This is a genomic window from Paracoccus gahaiensis, assembly GCF_005048225.1.
GTDB lineage: Bacteria > Pseudomonadota > Alphaproteobacteria > Rhodobacterales > Rhodobacteraceae > Paracoccus > Paracoccus gahaiensis.
The window spans coordinates 190,508-209,951 of record NZ_SUNI01000001.1 but is presented as its reverse complement, the minus strand read 5'-3'; the positions used below and the strand labels follow the sequence as shown (position 1 = coordinate 209,951).

Below are 19,444 nucleotides of genomic sequence, written 5' to 3'. Positions count from 1 at the left end.
TCACATCCGGAAGAGGCCGAAGCGGGTCGGCGCGATGGGGGCGTTCAGGCTGGCGCGCAGCGACAGGGCCAGCACCTCGCGCGAGCGGCGCGGGTCGATGATCCCGTCATCCCACATCCGCGCCGAGGCATAGAGCGGGTGGGACTGGCGTTCGAACATCTCGACGGTGGGGCGCTTGAATTCGGCCTCTTCCTCGGGCAACCAGCTGCCGCCCTGGCGCTCGATCCCGTCGCGGCGGACGGTGGCCAGCACGCCCGCCGCCTGTTCGCCGCCCATGACGCCGATGCGGCTGTTGGGCCAGGTCCACAGGAAGCGGGGGCTGTAGGCGCGGCCCGCCATGCCGTAATTTCCGGCGCCGAAGCTGCCGCCGACCAGCATGGTGATCTTGGGGACATTGGTGGTCGCCACGGCCGTCACCATCTTGGCGCCATGCCGGGCGATGCCCTCGTTCTCATATTTGCGCCCCACCATGAAGCCGGTGATGTTCTGCAGGAAGACCAGCGGGATGTCGCGGGCGCTGCAGAGTTCGATGAAATGCGCGCCCTTCTGCGCGGCCTCGCTGAAGAGGACGCCGTTGTTGGCGACGATGCCCACGGGGCAGCCCTCGACATGGGCGAAGCCCGTGACCAGCGTCTCGCCGAAGCGGGCCTTGAACTCGTCGAAGCGACTGCCGTCGACGATGCGGGCGATGACCTCGCGGATGTCATAGGGGGTGCGCAGGTCGGGCGGCACTACGCCCAGGATCTCGTCGGGGTCATAGGCCGGGGGTTCGGAGGGTTGCCAGAGCACCGTTTCAGGGCGGCGGCGGTTCAGGTTCAGGACGGCGCGCCGCGCCATGGCCAGGGCATGGGCGTCATCCTCGGCCAGGTAATCGGCCACGCCCGACAGTCGGGTATGCACGTCGCCGCCGCCCAGATCCTCGGAGGTCACGATCTCGCCGGTGGCGGCCCGGACCAGCGGCGGGCCGGCCAGAAAGATGGTGCCCTGATCGCGCACGATGATCGTCACGTCCGACATGGCCGGCACATAGGCGCCGCCCGCCGTGCAGGACCCCATCACCACGGCGATCTGCGGGATGCCCTTGGCGCTCATCCGGGCCTGATTGTAGAAGATGCGCCCGAAATGGTCGCGGTCGGGAAAGACCTCGTCCTGGTTGGGCAGGTTCGCGCCGCCGCTGTCGACCAGATAGAGGCAGGGCAGATGGCACTCCTCGGCGATCTCCTGCGCGCGCAGGTGCTTCTTGACGGTCATCGGGTAATAGGTGCCGCCCTTGACCGTCGCGTCATTGGCCACGACCATCACGTCCTGCCCCTGCACCCGGCCCACGCCCGCGATCACCCCCGCCGCCGGCGCGGCGCCGTCATAGAGGCCATGGGCCGCCGTCGCACCGACCTCGAGGAAGGGGCTGCCGGGATCGAGCAGGTTCGCCACACGCTCGCGCGGGGGCATCTTGCCGCGCCCGGTATGACGGGCCAGCGCCTTGGCGCCGCCCCCCTCGGCGGCGGTGCGGGCCACCTCGGCCACGGCCGCGATCATGTCGAGATGGGCCGCGCGGTTGGCGCGGAAGGCGTCGGACCCGGGAAGGGCGCGGGATTGCAGCTTCATGCAAGCTCCTGTTGCGGCGCGCGGCCTGCGTCAATGCGCCCCGGCAGATCCGGTGCGGCCAGGCCCTGGATTTGATCCACGTCAAGGCCGGGCCCGGCGGGGGGCGTAAGGCTGTGTCCAGTCAACACGAACGGGGCAAAGCCATGAAAACGAACATCCTTGTGCTGTCGGTCGCAGCCGCCTTGGGCAGCGCGACCCTGCCCGCGCTGGCGCAGTCGGCGGGCGACTGGACGGTGGGCCTTGGCGTTCACAGCGTCATGCCCAAGAGCGACAACGGCCAGTTGGCGGACCTTCGGTCGGATGTGGGCAGCAATGCGCGCCCGACCATCACCGGCGAGTATTTCATCCGCGACAACCTGGGCATCGAGGTGCTGGCCGCCCTGCCCTTCAAGCATTCCGTCAACCTGCAGGGGCTTGGCCGCGTCGGAGAGGTCCAGCATCTGCCGCCGGTCGTCTCGCTGCAGTACCACTTCAACGGCGGTGGGCAGGTGTCGCCCTTCATCGGGGCGGGCCTGAACTATACCGTGTTCTTCAAGGAGAAGACCACGGGCGCGCTGGCCGGCAACGAGCTGGAGCTGGAGGATTCCTTCGGCCTCGCCCTGCATGCCGGGCTGGACTACAAGATCAGCGACAGGGCGGCCCTGCGCACCGACATCCGCTGGATCGACATCGACAGCGAGGTCAAGCTGAACGGTGAGGTCATCGGAGAGGTCGAGATCGACCCGGTGGTGGTCGGCGTCGCCTATGTGATGACCTTCTGAACGAATGGGCGCAAGCTGACGGCGCAGGCCCGGATCCGCAAGGGTCCGGGCTTGTCGCGTCACGCGTGCGACCGATGGGGGCCGATTGCCCCAAGCCGGAACAGGCGTCGGCGCGACGGAGTGCATCTGGCCAAGCACCGGATCAGCGCCCCTCGACCAGATAACCGCCCAGCCACAGGGCCTGCCGGGCGGTCAGGGTCAGCGCGCATTGGGCCGCGGCCGGGCCCGCGCCGGTGCCGCCGCCCCATCGCACCGCCTCGTATTCGCAGGCCGCGTCGCGATAGGCGATCCAGTCCCGCTGCATCTCGCGCAGCGCGGGCGCCTGCGGGGCGGCGGAGGACCCCAGGCCGGTCATCTCGGCATCCGTGGCTTGGGCCCGCTCCATCAGCGCGCCATAGGCGGTGTTCAGGCGGTCGTCCCACAGATCCCGCTCGGCGCCGAGGCAGAAGCCCATGCCGACGGTGGTCTGGCCATCCGCACCCTCCATGCAGGCGGTCGCGGCCAGACCGATGCAGCTGTCCGCCGGGGCGTCGCCCTCAAGGCAGGCGGTCAGCGGGCCCGCGTCGAAGGGCGGCGGCCCGTCCTGAGCAGCCGCCGGGCCCGCCAGCAGCAGCGCCAGCGCGACGGCGCGCATCACACGAGGCCCATCAGCTCGCGCCCGATTAGCATCCGGCGGATCTCGCTGGTGCCGGCGCCGATCTCCATCAGCTTGGCGTCGCGGAAGAGGCGGCTGACGACGCTGTCATTGAGGAACCCCGCCCCGCCAAGCGCCTGCACGGCCTGATGGGCCTGCACCATCGCCTGCTCGCTGGCATAAAGGACGGCGCCCGCCGCATCCTGCCGCGTCACCTTGGCCGCGTCGCAGGCGCGGGCGACCTCGTAGACATAGGCCCGCGCGGTGTTCAGCGCGACATACATGTCGGCGATCTTGCCCTGCATCAGCTGGAAGGACCCCACCGGCTGGCCGAACTGCTTGCGTTCCGCCACATAGGGCAGGACCGCGTCCAGGCAGGCCGCCATGATGCCGGTGCCGATGCCGGCCAGGACCACCCTCTCGTAATCCAGGCCCGACATCAGCACCCGAACGCCCCGGCCCTCCTCGCCCAGGACATTCGCGGACGGGATCTCGACATTGTCGAAGATCAGCTCGCCCGTGTTCGATCCGCGCATCCCCAGCTTGTCGAAATGCGGGCCGGTGGTGAACCCCGCCATGCCGCGTTCGACGATGAAGGCGGTGATGCCCTTCGACCCCGCCTGAGGATCGGTCTTGGCATAGACCACCAGCACATGCGCATCGGGCGCGTTGGTGATCCAGTACTTGCTGCCGTTCAGCACATAGACATCGCCGCGTTTCTCGGCGCGCAGCTTCATGCCGACGACATCGCTGCCCGCGCTTTCCTCGGACATGGCCAGCGCGCCCACGGCCTTGCCGCTGCACAGGTCCGGCAGGTATTTCGCGCGCTGCGCATCGGTGCCGTTCAGCTTGATCTGGTTCACGCAGAGGTTCGAATGCGCGCCATAGGACAGGCTGACGCTGGCACTGGCGCGGGCGATCTCCTCGACGGCGATGACATGGGCCAGATAGCCCATGCCAGCCCCGCCCCATTCCTCGGCCACGGTGATGCCCAGCAGGCCCAGATCGCCCATCTCGGTCCAGAGCGCGTTGGGGAAGGCGTTGCTGCGGTCGATCTCGGCGGCCATCGGGGCGACACGCTCCTGCGCCCACCGATGCACCATGTCGCGCAGCGCGTTCACATCCTCGCCCAGATCGAAGTTCATGCCCTTGGTGAACATCGCGATCTCCCCCTCCCCGGTTATTGAACGCTTGTTCATTTCCTTAGCGCGAGGTGCCCCGCCACGTCAAGCAGGCTGAGCGGTCCGTGGCGATCCGTCAAGCCGGGGCTTGCCGCGCGTGGCCTGTCAGGCGATGGAGGGTCGAGATGTGACGGAGCACGGGATGAGGCTGACGATCCTGCGGCATGCGCCCAGTCTGGCCGGGGGCCGGATGGCCGGGCGGCGCGACGTGGCGGCCGATTGCAGCGACCTCGCCGGGCTGGCGCGTCAGGCCGCGCGGATCGGCGGCGGTGGCCGGATCATCGCCAGCCCCGCCTTGCGCTGCCGCCAGACCGCCGCCGCCCTAGGCCTGATCCCCGACCGTCTGGAGCCCGCTTTGTGGGAACAGGATCTGGGCGCATGGGAGGATCTGGCCGCCGAGGCGCTGCCCGATCTGGGGCCCCTGTCGATGTCGGCGCTGGCCCGGCACCGGCCCGAGGGCGGCGAAAGCTTCGACGACATGGCCGCCCGGGTGATCCCCGTCCTGCAGGCGCTGGAGCGCGATTCGGTGCTGATCGCCCATGCGGGCACCGTGCGCGCGGCCCTGTCGATGGTCGTGGGTCCGGCGGCGCTGTCCTTCGCAGTGGCGCCCCTGTCGCTGACCGTGCTGCGCCGGGCGGGCGAGGTCTGGGCGGTCGAGACCGTCAACCTGCGCGCCGGGGACTGAGGGCATGGCGATGATCGCGGTGCTGGCGCTGCTCCTGGATGCGCTGATCGGCTGGCCCGACGCGGTCTACCGGCGCATCGGGCATCCGGTGACATGGCTGGGGCGGCTGATCTCGGCACTGGACAGGGCGTTGAACAAGGGCGCGCTGCGGCAGGCCAAGGGGGCGCTGACCGTGGCGCTGGTCGTGGCGGCGGCGGCGATCCCGGCGGCGCTGGTGCAGGTCTGGCTGGGGCCTTGGGTCGCGGCGGTGCTGGCTTGGCCGCTGGTCGCGGCGCGGTCGCTGGACCAGCATCTGCGGGCGGTGGCGCGGCCCCTGGCGGCCGGCGACCTGCCCGCCGCCCGCGCCGCGACGGCGATGATCGTGGGGCGCGACGTGACGCGCGCCGATGCCCCCGCCTTGGCCCGCGCCAGCCTGGAGAGCCTGGCCGAGAATGCCAGCGACGGGGTCATCGCGCCGCTGGTCTGGGCGGCGATCGGCGGGCTGCCTGGGATCGCCGCCTACAAGGCGATCAACACGATGGATTCGATGATCGGCCACCGCACCCCCCGGCACGAACAGTTCGGCATGATCGCGGCGCGGCTGGACGATCTGGTGAACCTGATCCCCGCCCGGCTGACGGCGGTGCTGATCGCCCTGGCCTCGGGGCGGCGCGCGCGGGGGGCGCTGCGGGTCGCATGGCGCGATGCGCCAGCGCATCGCTCGCCCAATGCGGGCTGGCCCGAGGGCGCGATGGCGGGCGCCTTGGGCTGCCGCCTGTCGGGACCGCGCGTCTATGCCGACCGGGTCGCGGAGGAGCCTTGGCTGAACGCTGGCGCACCCGATCCGCAGGCGGCGGATCTGGCGCGCGGCATCGCGCTGACCCGCCGCGCCGTGGCGCTGGCGGGGGCGGCGTTGCTGGCCTTCGCGCTGATCTGAACAATCAGACCTCGGAGACCTCGACCAGCTGGGTCTTCAGCTCGGCCACCGAGGTGGTGGTCAGGAAGGCCACGTCCGTCGCATCGCGCCCGACCGCGACCAGCGCCATCTGATCGGCCTGCGCCATGCCGGTCGGATCGACCAGATGCCAGTCGTGGTCCAGATAGACCTGCACCACGGCGTGGAAATCCTGCGGATCGACCGGGGGGGCATAGACACTGGCGATGCGCGCCGGGATCTGCGCGGCGCGGCACAGCGCGATCATGAGATGCGCGTAATCCCGGCAGACCCCGCGCCGGTCCAGGAAGGTGTCGGCGGCGGTGGTGTCGCCGTCGCTGGCGCCCGCCACATAGTCCAGGTTGCGCTCGACCCAGTCCCGCAGGGCGGCGACCAGCGGCCCGCCGCTGAGCCCCTCGAAGCGCGAGGACACGAAATAGCCGAACCGCTCTGCCGGGCAATAGCGCGAGGGCAGCATGTAGCGCAGCGCGTCGCCGGGCATGTCCTCGACCTCGACGGCCGACAGGTGCTGCAGGTCGGGCCGCGGGCGGGTCACCTCGACCTCGGCCGAATAGCGGCAGGTCAGGCGGTCTTGCAGGCGCAGGATCAGGCGCTCGCCGATGCCTTCCTCTCCCGGCACGCGCGCCGATTTCAACGGCTGGCCCAGATCGATGGATACATTGTTCAGGATCTGACCCTCCACGCCGGCGGCTTCGACCAGCAGCAGGGCCGGTCCGGGGCTGTCCAGACCATAGTCCAGCGTCACGTCGATCTTCATCCGCATCGGCGGGCTCCTGTCGGTCAATAAAGCAAAACGGGGGTGTTCGGATCGCGGTCGATGCCTGCGATCGATTGCAATGTCAATTGCCGGACAGCCGGGAAGTTCCCGCGATGTCAGGATGCCGCAGGAGGATCCAGCCGCATCTCGACCGTGAAGGCCGCACCGCCCGTCTCGGAGGCACCGTGATGCAGATGGCCGTCCATCTGCTGGGCATAGATCAGGCAGATCTGCATCCCAAGTCCGGACCGCGCCTGCGGGTCGAACCCGTCGGGCAGGCCGGGGCCGTCGTCGGTCAGGGTCATCACCAGCCGGTCGCCGCGCTGCGACAGCGACAGGGCCAATTGCGGCTGGCCTCCGCCGCCCGCATGCTTGACCGCATTGCCGATCAACTCGGCCAGCACCTGGCCGATGGCGGCGGCCTGCGAGGGCGGGATGCGGACCTCGGACGGCAGCGCATCGCCGATGCTCAGACGCGCATCCAGCGCCTGCGTCAGGTCGGTGGCCAGCAGCGTCAGGTAATCCGACAGTGACACGTCGCGCCGCCCGGGGTCCAGATGCAGCTGTTCATGCACCCGCGCCAGGGTCGAGATGCGGCTGGCCGCATCGCCCAGCAGACCGCCCGCCGCCTGCCCCGCATGGACCCGCGCCTGCATCCGCAGCAGCGCGATCACGGCGGCGAAGCTGTTCTTCACCCGGTGGTCGATCTCGCCCATCAGCACCGCCTGGCGGGCGATGGCGTCATCCTTCTGCGCGACCTCCGAGGCCAGACGCTCGGCCTGATCCTCCAGCCGCTGCCGGGCCTCGACCGTCTCGGTGATGTCGCGCGACGAGGCCAGGATGCGATGCACCTCTCCGGTGCCGGCCCGCACCGGCGAGACGGTGACATGCCACCAGCGGGGCGTGCCCTTTGCGGTGGGGCAGAAGGCCTCGAACCGGGTCACCTCGCCGCGCCGCGCCGCCGCCATCGCCGCGTCCAGACGCTCATTGGCCTCGGACGGCCAGAGGCTGGGCCAGGCCTGCCGGTCGACCACGCGGAAATCGTCGATCTCCATCGCGCAGAGGCCGTTTCCGTTCATGAAGCGCAGCCGCCCCTCCAGATCCAGCAGCTTGATGCAATCGGGCGAGGCATCGAGGATCGACAGGGCAAAGCCCGCCTCGGCCCCGTCCAGCAGGTCCAGCACGGGCAGGTTGGGATCTTGCGACAGCATGGAGGGTTCGGACCTTGGACCAGAGTGAACGATTGACATCTACGGGGCAAAGCAGGGTCGTCTGCCCGGATGGAGCCAAAGCCCGTATCCTGTCAAGATCCGGGGCATGTGAACCGAGCGTTACTGTGCGGCGGGATCGCCCTGCAGGGGACGCAGGTGGGCCAGATCGCGCGCCGCATGCGACAGGCCGGGCAGCAGCGGCAAAAGATCAGCCTGCAGCGCGTGATAGAGATCGGGCTTGCCCGCGAATTGCCTGGCGTCGGGGCGGTCGTCGGGGCCCAGTTCGGGGAACCAGCCGCCGCTTGCCGGATCGATCAGCCGCAGGGCGGCAAATCGCCACAGGCGACGATAATCGTCCTCGTCCCCGGGCTGCGGGTCCAGCTTGATCAGGGCCGCCAGCGCGCCGATCGCCTCGGTGACCGGCCACCAGTAGCGGGTGGCATCGTCCATGACACCGTCCCGCAGCGTATAGGCCAGCCCCCCGCGTTCCGTGTCCCAGGCATCGTCCAGCGCCGTGCGGACCAGCGCGCGGGCCTGGGCGGGCGCCTCAAGGCCGGGGCGGCCCGCCAGATCCCACCACTGCAACAGCAGGCGCGCCATCTCGAAGCTGTGGCCCGGCGTGGTGCCCGGCGGGCGAAAGACCGGGTTCCCCCGGTAGTCGGGATCGGGCTGCCAGCACGCGTCGTAATGCTCGGGGATGCGCCAGCCGTGCCGGGCGGCCTGCCCGGCGATGAAGAAATCAAGGATGCGGCCCGCGCGCTGCAGGAACAGCGCCTCGCCCGTGGCCTCATGCGCGGCCAGCAGCGCCTCGACCCCATGCATGTTGGCGTTCATGCCGCGATAGGTCGAGAAGACCTGCCAGTCGCGGGTGAACTCGTCGCGGAAGAGGCCCGAGGATTCGTCCCAGAAGCGCGTCTCAAGGATCTCGCAGATGTCGGCCATCAGGCGGTCGGCATCGGGATGCCCCGCAAGTTTCGCGCTGGAGGCGGCCAGCAGCACGAAGACATGGCCATAGGCCAGCTTGGTGCCGTCCACGACCCCGGCCTCGTCCAGCGACCATAGATAGCCGCCGTGGCGGGTGTCGCGGTGCCGCGTCCACAGCTCGTCCATGCCCCGGTCGATCAGTCCCGCCCGGTCGTGCCGCCCGGCCATCTGCGCCAGCGCGTAGGAATGGACCAGCCGCGTGGTCGTGTGCAGTTCCTGCAGGCTGCCCGGCAGGGGGGCGCCCGCCAGGTCCAGCACCTGCAGCCCGCCGCCGGGGCGCAGGCTGGCATCGAACAGGTCCAACGCGCGATGCGCATCCTCGATCAGGAAGGCGCGGTGGGCGTCGTCCGCGATCCAGGGGCCGGACAGATCCTCGGGGCCGGGGATCATCACCGCTTCCTCAGCGCGTCGGCCAAGGCCGAGCCGAAGGCGCCCTGCCCCGATGCCCCCTTGGGCGCGGCCTGCCCCGACGCCCCCTTCGGACCGGCCTGGGCCGAGCGCGGGGCGCCCTTCGGGGCCTCCTTGCGGGGGCCTGCGTCGCGGGCGCTGTCGGCATTGTCCTTGCGCATGGTCAGGCCGATGCGCTTGCGGGGCACGTCGACCTCGGTCACGCGGACGCGGACCACGTCGCCCGCCTTGACGACCTCGTGGGGGTCCTTCACGAAGCGGTCGGCCAGCTGGCTGACATGAACCAGCCCGTCCTGATGCACGCCGATATCGACGAAGGCGCCGAAGGCCGCGACATTGGTCACCGTGCCCTCCAGCGACATGCCGGGGCGCAGGTCCTTGATGTCCTCGACCCCCTCGGCAAAGCTGGCGGTCACGAAGCCGGGGCGCGGGTCGCGGCCGGGCTTTTCCAGCTCGGACAGGATGTCGCGCACGGTGGGCAGGCCGAACTCGTCGGTCACGAAATCGCGGGCGTCCAGCGCCTGCAGCCTGGCCCCGTCGCCCATCAGCGTGCGCAGATCGCGTCCGCAGGCGGCCACGATCCTGCGCGCGATGCCATAGGCCTCGGGGTGGACGGCCGAGGCGTCCAGCGGCTCCTTCCCCTGCACGCGCAGGAAGCCCGCGCATTGCTGGAAGGCCTTGGGCCCCAGCCCCGCCACCTTCTTCAGCGCCGCGCGGGACGCGAAGGCGCCCTGGGCATCGCGATGCGCCACGACGGCCTGCGCCAGCGACGGCCCCAGCCCCGCGACATGGGCCAGAAGCGGCGCCGAGGCGGTGTTCAGGTCGACGCCCACGGCGTTCACCGCATCCTCGACCACCGCCTCCAGCGATTTCGCCAGCTGCCGCTGGTCCACGTCATGCTGGTACTGGCCCACGCCGATGGATTGCGGCGGCACCTTGACCAGTTCGGCCAGCGGATCCTGCAGGCGGCGCGCGATGGACACGGCGCCGCGCAGGGACACGTCCAGCCCCGGAAACTCCTTCGCCGCCAGTTCCGACGCGGAATAGACCGAGGCCCCGGCCTCGGACACGATCACCCGGGTGGGGGGCTTGGTGCCCTTGGGCAGGCGCCCGATCAGCCCGGCGACCAGGCGTTCCGATTCCCGGCTGGCGGTGCCATTGCCGATGGCGATCAGGTCGACGCCATGCTTGGCAATCAGGGCCAGCAGCGTGGCCTCGGCCCCGCGCAGGTCGTTCTTCGGCTGGAAGGGATAGATGGTGGCGGTGTCCAGAAGCTTGCCGGTGCCGTCCACCACGGCGATCTTGCAGCCCGTGCGGATGCCCGGATCCAGCCCAAGCGTCACCCGAGCGCCCGCCGGCGCCGCCAGCAGCAGATCGCGCAGGTTGCGGGCGAAGACGCCGATCGCCTCGGCATGGGCGCGGGCGCGCAGTTCGGACAGCAGATCGACATAGATCGTGTTGGACAGCCGCACCCGCCATGCCCAGCCCGCCACGCCGCGCAGCCAGTCGGCCCCCGGTCCCTGCCCCAAGGGGCCCAGAGCGCGGGCGACGATCCCCTCGGCCCGCGCGGTGCCGGTCTCGGGTTCGGGCGAGATGTCGATGGTGACCACGCCCTCGTTGGCGGCGCGCAGGATGGCCAGCGCCCGGTGGCCGGGGATCGAGGCCCAGCTTTCCGAATGGGCGAAATAGTCGCTGAACTTGGCGCCCGCCTCTTCCTTGCCCGCACCCACGCGGGCGGCGATCACCGCCTCGCGCCGCATCATCTCGCGCAGTCCGCCCAGCACCTCGGCGGTCTCGGCCAGCTCCTCGACCAGGATGTCGCGGGCGCCCTCCAGCGCGGCCTTGGGCGTCTCGACTGCGCCGGCCACATAGGCCGGGGCCAGCGCACCCGGGTCGCGCGACGGATCGGCTTGGATGGCGCGCAGCAGCGGCTCCAGCCCGTTCTCGCGCGCGATCATCGCCTTGGTGCGGCGCTTGGGGCGGAAGGGCAGGTAGATGTCCTCCAGCGCGGCCTTGGTGTCGGCCTGGTCGATGCGGCGGGCCAGATCGTCGGTCAGCTTGTCCTGATCGCGGACCGAGGCCAGGATCGCCGCGCGCCGCGCCTCCATCTCGCGCAGATAGGCCAGACGCTCGGCGAGGGTGCGCAGCTGGGTGTCGTCCAGACCGCCCGTCGCCTCCTTGCGATAGCGCGCGACGAAGGGGACGGTCGCGCCCCCGTCCAGGAGGGCCGCGGCGGCATCGACCTGCGCGGGGGCGGCGCCGATCTCGGTGGCGATGCGGCGGGCGATGCGTGCGGGCGTGCGGGTGTCGGTGGTCATGTGTGGGCCCCTGTCTTGGGTGGATCGGTCGGTCGCCGGGCCGGCGATCCGCCCGCAGGCGCGTCGGATCGGTCTTGGCCCGGGCCGCCATCGGCGGTGGCCAGTTCTGGCGCGGGTGCGGCGGCATTGGCCGGGGCCGGCGCTGCGGGTTCGGCCTTCGGGGCGGCCTTTTCGGGCGCGGGTGCGTTGGGGGATGGGACCTCGGAGGGCGGTGCCTCCGGGGATGGGGTGTCGGAGGGCGGGGCCCCGGACGCGGGAGGGTCTTCCTTGGGCGCGGCCTTGCCCGGCTTGCCGGCCTTGGCCTGCTTCACGCGGTCGGAATCGTCGACCTGCAATTCGGGCATGTCCATCACGTCACCCGCCAGCGCCTTGCCCGCCACGCTGTCCCGCACCGCCTGCCGCAGCGCGGCCGAGCGTTTCAGAAGCCGCCGGAACCCGGGCTCGTCCAGCACCAGAAGGCTGGTCGGCGTGATGGCGCGCACCTCGGTCCGGCGCAGGCGGGTGGTCAGCACGCCCATCTGCCCGAACATCTCGCCGCGCCCGAGGCGGGTCGTCTGGCCCGCGACCTCCTGTTCCACCGCGCCCGATGCCACGAAGAAGACCGACCGCGCGGGCGTGTCCTTGCGGGTGATCACATGGTCGGCATTGACATAGCGGGTGCGGACCTCGCGGCTGAGGCGCTTCAGCTCGGCATCGTCCAGATCGGCGAACAGCTTGAACTGGCGCACCAGCTCGTTCTTGCGCAGCGCCAGATCCAGCCGGGGGCGCCCCTCGGTCTGCTGCCGCCGCCGCGTCACGTCCTCCATCAGCTGGGTATAGACCTCGGAGCCGATCAGCCCGTCCTCGCGCATGGCGGTGTATTCGCGTTCCTCCAGCCGCAGGGCGGTGCGGCGGATGAAGCGGCGTTCCAGTTCCTCGGCATAGCCGGGATATTGCAGGCGCAGACCCTCCAGCGCGGTCTCGACCGCCTCGATCCGGCGGTTGAGCAATTCGTGCAGCAGCTCGGCCACGCGGCGGCCATGGATCCGGCGGATGCGGCGGTCGATGAAGCCGTGCAGGTCGCGCAAAATGAAGCGCTTGGCCAGCAGCATCTCGAACCGGTCGGCGGTCATGCGCCCCAGGGTGCCCGACAGGCCAAGCCGGTTGCGCAGGAAGGCCGCGAAGCGGAAGGCCGGGCCATAGCGCAAACTGGACCGCGCGCCGCGCTGATAGCCGGTGCGCCCGCCCGAGCGTGCGCCCTCGATCAGCCGGTCGGCGTCGAACAGCGCCTGTTCCGACAGCCGGGCCGAGATGGCGCGTTCGCGGAACCGCAGCAGGATCACCTCGCGTTCATGGCCCGCCAGCGCGATCAGGCCAAGCGTGATGCGGTCGCGGTCGAGGATCTCGGCATTGTCCTCGGCCTCGGCGCGTTCGACGGCCTCGTCCAGCCGCACGCCAAAGCGCTTGGCCTCGGACCGGACCGTCTCGCGCGTCAGGTCGTAATTCTCGGTGGCCGAGGCCACGCCCTCGCGCACAGTCTGCAGGGCGACGGCAACGACCTGGTTGGACAGCGCCCGGTCCAGCGGCGACAGCTTGTCCAGCCCCAGAAGGCCGATCACGCTGCGCAACGTCGTGCCCTGCACGATCAGCGTGAAGAGCGTGAAGCCGGTCGCCAGGATGCCTACCACGCGCTTGGTCTCGACCGGCACGCGCAGGCTTTCGGTCACCGCCAGCGCCAGCGCCAGCGTGACGGCCCCGCGCAGGCCCCCCCACATGATGGCGATGCGGTAGGGGCGCTTGATCTTGGGCGACAGGCGCAGGCCCGTCAGCACCGGCAGCAGCACGAACAGGATCAGCGCCCGGGCGACGAAGGCCGCGACCACCACGACGCCGATCAGGAACAGGTCGTTCAAGCGCACCTCGCCCAGAAGGCGCGGGATCAGCAGCGCGGCCAGGATGAAGATCAGCGCCCCGGCCCAATGCGCCAGCAGGCCCCAGACCTCGCGCAGGTTCACCCAGAAGGCCGGCGCCAGCCGCCCCGGTCCCATGAAGTTCAGGACCAGCCCCGCCGCGACCACGGCGATCACGCCGGACGCGCCCAGCAGCTGTTCCGCCCCGATATAGGCCAGATAGGGCACCGCGACCGAGACCGAGATCTGCGCCGTCTCGAAGCGCGCGAACATGCCCATCAGCACCAGCGCGATCCGCGCCACCAGCCAGCCCGCCACCACCCCGCCCAGGATCAGGGCGGGGAACTGGCCCAAGGCCTCGGCCAGGCTGGGATTCGGCACGCCCAGCATCACATAGCTCATGAACAAGCCAAACAGCGCGATGGCGGCGGCGTCGTTCAGCAGGCTCTCGCCCTCGACGATGCGGGCCAGGCGCTTGGGCGCCGACAGGCTGCGGAAGATGCTGACCACGGCCGAGGGATCGGTCGTCGACACGATCGCCCCGATCAGCAGGCCCACCATCAAGGGTAGCCCGCCGATCCAGGACAATGCAAAACCAATGGTCAGCGTCGCCGCGACCACGGCCACCACGGCCAGCGTCAGGATCGGCACCCAGTCATCCAGCATCCGGCGGATGTTCATCTCCAGCGTGGCCTGGAAGATCAGGGTCGGCAGGAAGACATACATGAAGACGCTGGACCGGATCGGCAGCGACAGGATCCCCTCGGCCACGGGGTTCAGCGTGTCCGTCAGCTCGGTCCGCAGCAGGAAGATCGCCCCGCCGCCGATCAGGATGCCCACCGCCGCCAGCATCACGCTGAAGGGGATCGACAGCCGTGCCGCCAGCGGCTCGGCCGCCGCGATCAGCAGGAACAGGATGGCGGTGAAGGTGGTCAGCAGCAGGATGTCCATGCTTTTGGAATAAGGGCAGATGTCGTCGTTGGGAAGCGCGACCCCGCCACATCTGGAAGGTTTTTGGTGCGCTGACGCCGATGTGACGGTGCGCGGCCTGCGGGCTTGAAAAGCGGCGGCGGGGCACACAGGTCAGCCCCTGAGGCCCCGACGGGCCCGACGACAACCTCATTGAAAGGAGGGCAGCATGTCCTCGATGTTCGACCCCGTGACCCTGGGCGCCGTGACCCTGCGCAACCGCATCGTCATGGCACCCCTGACCCGCAGCCGTTCCGGCGAGGCCCGGATTCCCAACGACCTGATGGTCGACTATTACCGCCAGCGCGCCGGCGCCGGGATGATCCTGTCCGAGGCGACCAGCGTCACCCCGATGGGCGTGGGCTACGAGGCAACGCCCGGCATCTGGAGCGACGAACAGGTCGCCGGATGGTCCAAGGTCACCCAGGCCGTGCACGAGCGCGGCGGCCTGATCTTCCTGCAATTGTGGCATGTGGGCCGCATCTCGGATCCGCAATTGCTGGGCGGTCAGCTGCCCGTGGCGCCCTCGTCCATCCAGCCGGCCGGCCATGTCAGCCTGCTGCGCCCGATGCGCGACTACGTCACCCCGCGCGCCCTGACCACCGACGAGATCCCCGGCGTCGTCGAGGCCTTCCGCAAGGGCGCCGAGAATGCCCGCCGCGCCGGCTTCGACGGGGTCGAGATCCATGCCGCGAACGGCTATCTGATCGACCAGTTCCTGCAGGACCGCAGCAACACCCGTACCGACCAGTATGGCGGCGGCATCGAGAACCGGGTGCGGTTCCTGAACGAGATCGCGGATGCGGTCATCGGGGTCTGGGGCGCGGACCGCGTCGGCGTCCATCTGGCGCCGCGGGGCGACAGCCATGACATCGGCGACAGCGATCCGAAGGCGCTGTTCACCCATGTCGCGCGCCAGATGCGCGACCGCGGCGTGGCCTTCCTGTGCCTGCGCGAACATCCCGGCCCCGACAGCCTGATGGGCGAGATCCGCGACGCCTTCGGCGGCCCGGTCATCGCCAACGAGGGCCTGACCTTCGACAGCGCGACCGAGCTGCTGGCCGGCGACAAGGCCGATGCCGTGGCCTTCGGGCGCGACTTCATCGCCACGCCCGACTTGCCCGAGCGGTTCCGCAAGGGCCTGCCCCTGAACGATCAGGACCCCTCGACCTTCTACGCGGGTGGCGCCGAGGGCTATGTCGACTATCCGACCGCCGAACAGGTCGCGGCCGAGTAATCCCGACCATGTGACAGGACGACGAAGGCCGGGCATCTGCCCGGCCTTTTTCATGGCGCGGGTCCGGAAACGCAAAAGGGGCGGCCCTGCGGCCGCCCCCCTGTCCGATCGCCGAAAGGCCGATCAGCAGCTGTAGTACATCGCGTATTCGATGGGATGGGGGGTATGCTCGTAGGCATAGACCTCTTCCCATTTCAGGGCGATATAGCCCTCCAGCTGGTCGCGGGTGAAGACGTCGCCCGCCAGCAGGAAGTCCATGTCCTTCTCCAGCTCTTCCAGCGCCTCGCGCAGGGACCCGCAGACGGTCGGGATCTCGGCCAGCTCTTCGGGAGGCAGGTCGTAGAGATCCTTGTCCGAGGCCGGGCCCGGATCGATCTTGTTCTTGATCCCGTCCAGACCGGCCATCAAGAGGGCCGCGAAGGCCAGATAGGGGTTGGCGGCGGGGTCCGGGAAGCGGGCCTCGACGCGCTTGGCCTTGGGGCTTTCCGTCCACGGGATGCGGACGCAGCCCGAGCGGTTGCGGGCCGAATAGGCGCGCAGCACGGGGGCCTCGAAGCCGGGGATCAGGCGCTTGTAGCTGTTGGTCGCCGGGTTGGTCAGCGCGTTCAGCGCCTTGGCGTGGCGCAGGATGCCGCCGATGAAGTACAGCGCCTCCTGGCTCAGGTCGGCATACTTGTCGCCCGCGAAGACCGGCTTGCCGTCCTTCCAGATCGACATGTTCACATGCATCCCCGAGCCGTTGTCGCCCTTCATGGGCTTGGGCATGAAGGTCACCGACTTGCCATAGGCATGGGCGACGTTGTGGATGACGTACTTGTACTTCTGGATGTTGTCGGCCTGCTCGACCAGACCGCCGAAGATCAGCCCCAGCTCGTGCTGCGCGCTGGCAACCTCGTGGTGGTGCTTGTCGACCTTCATGCCCATGCGCTTCATCGTGGACAGCATCTCGCCCCGGATGTCCTGCGCCGCATCGACCGGGTTCACCGGGAAGTAGCCGCCCTTGTGGGCCGCGCGGTGGCCGGTATTGCCCATCTCGTATTCGGTGTCGGTGTTCCAGGCGGCATCGGCCGCGTCGATCTGGAACGACACCTTCTGCGGCGTCACCGAATAGCGCACGTCGTCGAAGATGAAGAACTCGGCCTCGGGGCCGAAATAGGCCACGTCGCCGATGCCCGACGCCTTCAGATAGGCCTCGGCCTTGGCGGCAGTACCACGCGGGTCGCGGCTATAGGGCTCGTTCGTGTCCGGCTCGACCACGTTGCAATGCACGCAGAGCGTCTTCTCGGCATAGAACGGGTCGATATAGACCGACGAGGGATCCGGGATCAGCTTCATGTCCGACTGGTCGATCGACTTCCAGCCCGCGATCGAGCTGCCGTCGAACATGAAGCCTTCCTCGAAGAAATCCTCGTCGATCAGGTCCACGTCCAGCGTCACGTGCTGCAGCTTGCCCTTGGGATCGGTAAAGCGGACGTCGACATAGGCGACATCCTCGTCCTTGAGCAATTCCAAGACGTCCTTGATTTCCATCTCTTCCCTTTCTTCACAGTTGCGACCCGGTGGCCGTGGCCGACCGGGTGCGGAGAGTTTCACGTGCCGGAGGCGTTCAGACCGCGTCGTCGCCGGTCTCGCCCGTGCGGATGCGGATCGCCTGCTCGACGGGCAGAACGAAGATCTTGCCGTCGCCGATCTTCTCGGTCCGCGCGGCGCTGACGATCGCCTCGATGGCGGCCTCGACCTGGTCGTCGGGCAGCACCATCTCGATCTTCACCTTGGGCAGGAAGTCGACCACGTATTCCGCGCCGCGATACAGTTCGGTATGTCCCTTCTGACGACCGAAGCCCTTGACCTCGGTGACGGAAAGACCCTGCACGCCGACCTCTTGCAGCGCCTCCTTCACATCGTCCAGCTTGAACGGCTTGATGATCGCCTCGATCTTCTTCATCGCACTTGGTCCTTCCTCGCGGCTTGCCTGAAGTCTGATTGGCGCGTTTGATGCATGGCGTAAATGCAGAGCCGCGATCTTGGAAGACCCCAAACGGATTGCGGGGCCGAACTGCCTATAATTTATACATCTAGCACAAGGATTAGACAATGACGAGGCTGCACGGCACCGAAATTGTCACAGCCGCCCAAATGCGCGCCATCGAATCCGCCGCAATGGGCAGTGGTGCGGTCACGGGGCTGCAGCTGATGACCCGCGCCGGCGCGGCGGTCGCCGGGCTGATCCGGCTGCGCTGGCCCAGGCCCCGGCGGGTTACGGTGCTCTGCGGTCCGGGTGCCAATGGCGGCGACGGCTTCGTGATCGCCCGGCTCCTGGCGGGGGCCGGCTGGACGGTCCGCCTGCTGGGCGCGGAGCCGGCACCGGGCACGGATGCCGCCGCCGCCCGCGCCGCCTGGCAGGGCCCGGTCCTGCCGCTGACCCGTCAGGTCTTCGACGCGGGCCCCCGGCCCGATCTGTGTGTCGACGCGATCTTCGGCACCGGACTGTCGCGCCCGCCCGAGGGCGAGGTCGCCGCCCTGCTGCACCGCCTGGGGGATCCGGACCTGCAGGGGCGACTGGTCGCCGTGGACGCGCCAAGCGGGCTCTGCCTCGACTGCGGCGTGCTTCTGGGCCAAGGGCGCGGCGCCCTGCCCGCCGGGGCCGCCCGGGCCACGCTGACCGTGGCCTTCGACAGCCCCAAGCCCGGCCATCTGCTGGAACATGGCCCGCTGGTCTGCGGCGATCTGATCTGCGCGGATATCGGGCTGGCCGAGATCCGCCCCCAAGGCCACTCGCAGACCGTCGCCATCGGCCCGGGCTTCGCCCGCCCCGACCCGTCCGAGGGCGATTGGCTGCGCAAGACGCATCTGGCGCAGGGCCACAAGTTCACCCATGGCGCGGCGCTGATCGTGGCGGGCGGCCCCGCGCAGGGCGGCGCGGCCCGCCTCGCCGCCCGCGCCGCCCTGCGGGTCGGCGCGGGGCTGGTGACCCTCTGCCCGCCCGCCGAGGCCCTGTCCGAACATGCCCTGCCCCCCGATGCGCTGATGCGCCGCGCGATCGGGACCGGTGCCGACCTGACGGGGGCGCTTCAGGATCCCCGGCCCCTGGCGCTGTGCCTGGGGCCGGGCTGCGGCATCGACCGGGCGACCGCCCTTCTGCCGGCGGCGCTGGCGGCGGGGCGTCCCCTGGTGCTGGACGCCGACGCGCTCACAGCGCTGGCCCGCAGCCCCGCCGCGCCCCTGCCCCCGGACTGCGTCCTGACCCCCCATGCCGGAGAGTTCGCGCGCCTCTTCCCCGACCTTGCCGGTGCCCTGAAGGAGGACGGGCGCAGCACCCCCTGCCTCTCGCGCGCCGAGGCGGCCCGGCAGGCCGCCCAGAGGATCGGCGCCGTCCTGATGCTGAAGGGCCCCGATACGGTGATCGCCGCGCCCGCCGGGCAGGTCGCGATCCATTCCGACATGGGCCTGCCCTGGCTTGCCACGGCGGGATCGGGCGATGTGCTGGCGGGCCTGATCACCGGCCTGATGGCGCGCGGCCTGCCGGCCTTCGAGGCGGCCTGCCTCGGGATGCGCCTGCATGCAGCCGCCGCCCGGCGCCACGGCCCCGGCCTGATCGCCGACGACCTGATCGACCAGCTGCCCGCGCTGATCGCCGCATGGCCGCCATCACTGGGGAGGTGATTTTCCCCTCGCCCCGCCCCCCGGGCTTTGCTAGAAGACGCGCCGATGCGGGTGTGGCGAAATTGGCAGACGCACCAGATTTAGGTTCTGGCGCCGCAAGGCGTGGGGGTTCAAGTCCCTCCACCCGCACCACCTCCCGATAGGCCTGCAGGCCCTCTCAAGATCCCCGCCCTTTCATCTTGGCCCAAATATCCCGGGGGAGTCGCGC

15 protein-coding genes and 1 tRNA gene are annotated in these 19,444 nt (G+C 69.9%); 6 read left to right on the top strand and 10 right to left on the bottom strand.

All coding sequences use genetic code 11. The features are described 5' to 3' along the window. A complete protein-coding gene (locus tag FA743_RS01035) occupies window positions 1-1,605 on the bottom strand; it encodes a carboxyl transferase domain-containing protein (protein ID WP_136884028.1) in 1,605 nt (534 codons plus the stop codon). Between the two features lie 143 nt (window positions 1,606-1,748). On the opposite strand from FA743_RS01035, the gene FA743_RS01030 reads away from it, so the two are divergent. Next, window positions 1,749-2,366, top strand: coding sequence for an OmpW/AlkL family protein (locus FA743_RS01030; protein WP_136884027.1), 618 nt, complete (start codon window positions 1,749-1,751; stop codon window positions 2,364-2,366). Between the two features lie 142 nt (window positions 2,367-2,508). Here the strand turns inward: FA743_RS01030 and FA743_RS01025 are convergent, their stop codons facing one another. Both FA743_RS01025 and FA743_RS01020 read right to left on the bottom strand, forming a co-directional pair. After that, complete coding sequence (locus tag FA743_RS01025; RefSeq protein ID WP_136884026.1) at window positions 2,509-3,000, bottom strand: lysozyme inhibitor LprI family protein; 492 nt, start codon at window positions 2,998-3,000, stop codon at window positions 2,509-2,511. Further along, a complete protein-coding gene (locus tag FA743_RS01020; protein ID WP_136884025.1) occupies window positions 3,000-4,160 on the bottom strand; it encodes an acyl-CoA dehydrogenase family protein in 1,161 nt (386 codons plus the stop codon). Before FA743_RS01020 ends, FA743_RS01025 begins: the two co-directional genes overlap by 1 nt. Window positions 4,161-4,323: 163 nt before the next feature. Between FA743_RS01020 and FA743_RS01015 the strand changes: the two genes are divergently transcribed. Next, complete coding sequence (locus FA743_RS01015; RefSeq protein WP_136884024.1) at window positions 4,324-4,866, top strand: histidine phosphatase family protein; 543 nt, start codon at window positions 4,324-4,326, stop codon at window positions 4,864-4,866. Window positions 4,867-4,870: 4 nt separating this feature from the next. Next, the gene (cbiB, locus tag FA743_RS01010) at window positions 4,871-5,782 is read left to right on the top strand and encodes an adenosylcobinamide-phosphate synthase CbiB (protein ID WP_136884023.1); all 912 of its coding nucleotides are present in this window, start codon (window positions 4,871-4,873) and stop codon (window positions 5,780-5,782) included. Window positions 5,783-5,786: 4 nt separating this feature from the next. Here the strand turns inward: cbiB and FA743_RS01005 are convergent, their stop codons facing one another. The 5 genes from FA743_RS01005 to FA743_RS00985 all read right to left on the bottom strand — a co-directional run bounded on the left by FA743_RS01005 (window position 5,787) and on the right by FA743_RS00985 (window position 14,318). After that, entirely contained in the window at window positions 5,787-6,563 is a 777-nt protein-coding gene (locus FA743_RS01005) for a transglutaminase-like domain-containing protein (protein WP_136884022.1), read from the bottom strand. A gap of 110 nt (window positions 6,564-6,673) precedes the next feature. Then, complete coding sequence (locus FA743_RS01000; protein WP_169308727.1) at window positions 6,674-7,768, bottom strand: sensor histidine kinase; 1,095 nt, start codon at window positions 7,766-7,768, stop codon at window positions 6,674-6,676. Between the two features lie 120 nt (window positions 7,769-7,888). Continuing rightward, window positions 7,889-9,142 carry an AGE family epimerase/isomerase gene (locus tag FA743_RS00995; protein ID WP_136884020.1) on the bottom strand — a complete coding sequence of 418 codons (1,254 nt, stop codon included), beginning with the start codon at window positions 9,140-9,142 and terminating at the stop codon, window positions 7,889-7,891. After that, the gene (locus FA743_RS00990; protein WP_136884019.1) at window positions 9,142-11,478 is read right to left on the bottom strand and encodes a Tex family protein; all 2,337 of its coding nucleotides are present in this window, start codon (window positions 11,476-11,478) and stop codon (window positions 9,142-9,144) included. Before FA743_RS00990 ends, FA743_RS00995 begins: the two co-directional genes overlap by 1 nt. After that, window positions 11,475-14,318: a cation:proton antiporter gene (locus FA743_RS00985; protein WP_136884018.1), complete on the bottom strand. Its 2,844-nt coding sequence runs from the start codon at window positions 14,316-14,318 to the stop codon at window positions 11,475-11,477. The genes FA743_RS00990 and FA743_RS00985 overlap by 4 nt, the downstream gene beginning before the upstream one ends. 187 nt (window positions 14,319-14,505) lie before the next feature. On the opposite strand from FA743_RS00985, the gene FA743_RS00980 reads away from it, so the two are divergent. Further along, on the top strand, window positions 14,506-15,573 hold the full coding sequence (locus tag FA743_RS00980) for an alkene reductase (protein ID WP_136884017.1): 1,068 nt from the start codon (window positions 14,506-14,508) through the stop codon (window positions 15,571-15,573). Window positions 15,574-15,696: 123 nt separating this feature from the next. Here FA743_RS00980 and glnA read toward each other — a convergent pair whose 3' ends face one another. Together glnA and FA743_RS00970 are read right to left on the bottom strand one after the other, a co-directional pair. After that, window positions 15,697-17,103, bottom strand: a complete 1,407-nt coding sequence (glnA, locus tag FA743_RS00975; protein ID WP_136884016.1) for a type I glutamate--ammonia ligase — start codon at window positions 17,101-17,103, stop codon at window positions 15,697-15,699. Window positions 17,104-17,179: 76 nt separating this feature from the next. Beyond that, entirely contained in the window at window positions 17,180-17,518 is a 339-nt protein-coding gene (locus FA743_RS00970; RefSeq protein ID WP_111301053.1) for a P-II family nitrogen regulator, read from the bottom strand. Between the two features lie 149 nt (window positions 17,519-17,667). On the opposite strand from FA743_RS00970, the gene FA743_RS00965 reads away from it, so the two are divergent. Continuing rightward, window positions 17,668-19,236: an NAD(P)H-hydrate dehydratase gene (locus FA743_RS00965; protein WP_136884015.1), complete on the top strand. Its 1,569-nt coding sequence runs from the start codon at window positions 17,668-17,670 to the stop codon at window positions 19,234-19,236. A 47-nt stretch (window positions 19,237-19,283) separates the two neighbouring features. Continuing rightward, window positions 19,284-19,368, top strand: a tRNA-Leu gene (locus tag FA743_RS00960). Window positions 19,369-19,444: the final 76 nt, after the last annotated feature.

Excerpts from the sequence above, each read along its gene's own strand:
- FA743_RS01015 (WP_136884024.1), top strand. The coding sequence starts at position 4,324 with ATGAGGCTGACGATCCTGCGGCATGCGCCCAGTCTGGCCGGGGGCCGG.
- FA743_RS01000 (WP_169308727.1), bottom strand. The coding sequence starts at position 7,768 with ATGCTGTCGCAAGATCCCAACCTGCCCGTGCTGGACCTGCTGGACGGG.
- cbiB (WP_136884023.1), top strand. The coding sequence starts at position 4,871 with ATGGCGATGATCGCGGTGCTGGCGCTGCTCCTGGATGCGCTGATCGGC.
- FA743_RS00985 (WP_136884018.1), bottom strand. The coding sequence starts at position 14,318 with ATGGACATCCTGCTGCTGACCACCTTCACCGCCATCCTGTTCCTGCTG.
- FA743_RS00990 (WP_136884019.1), bottom strand. The coding sequence starts at position 11,478 with ATGACCACCGACACCCGCACGCCCGCACGCATCGCCCGCCGCATCGCC.
- FA743_RS00995 (WP_136884020.1), bottom strand. The coding sequence starts at position 9,142 with ATGATCCCCGGCCCCGAGGATCTGTCCGGCCCCTGGATCGCGGACGAC.
- FA743_RS00970 (WP_111301053.1), bottom strand. The coding sequence starts at position 17,518 with ATGAAGAAGATCGAGGCGATCATCAAGCCGTTCAAGCTGGACGATGTG.
- FA743_RS00980 (WP_136884017.1), top strand. The coding sequence starts at position 14,506 with ATGTCCTCGATGTTCGACCCCGTGACCCTGGGCGCCGTGACCCTGCGC.
- FA743_RS00965 (WP_136884015.1), top strand. The coding sequence starts at position 17,668 with ATGACGAGGCTGCACGGCACCGAAATTGTCACAGCCGCCCAAATGCGC.
- FA743_RS01025 (WP_136884026.1), bottom strand. The coding sequence starts at position 3,000 with ATGCGCGCCGTCGCGCTGGCGCTGCTGCTGGCGGGCCCGGCGGCTGCT.
- FA743_RS01005 (WP_136884022.1), bottom strand. The coding sequence starts at position 6,563 with ATGCGGATGAAGATCGACGTGACGCTGGACTATGGTCTGGACAGCCCC.
- FA743_RS01035 (WP_136884028.1), bottom strand. The coding sequence starts at position 1,605 with ATGAAGCTGCAATCCCGCGCCCTTCCCGGGTCCGACGCCTTCCGCGCC.
- glnA (WP_136884016.1), bottom strand. The coding sequence starts at position 17,103 with ATGGAAATCAAGGACGTCTTGGAATTGCTCAAGGACGAGGATGTCGCC.
- FA743_RS01030 (WP_136884027.1), top strand. The coding sequence starts at position 1,749 with ATGAAAACGAACATCCTTGTGCTGTCGGTCGCAGCCGCCTTGGGCAGC.
- FA743_RS01020 (WP_136884025.1), bottom strand. The coding sequence starts at position 4,160 with ATGTTCACCAAGGGCATGAACTTCGATCTGGGCGAGGATGTGAACGCG.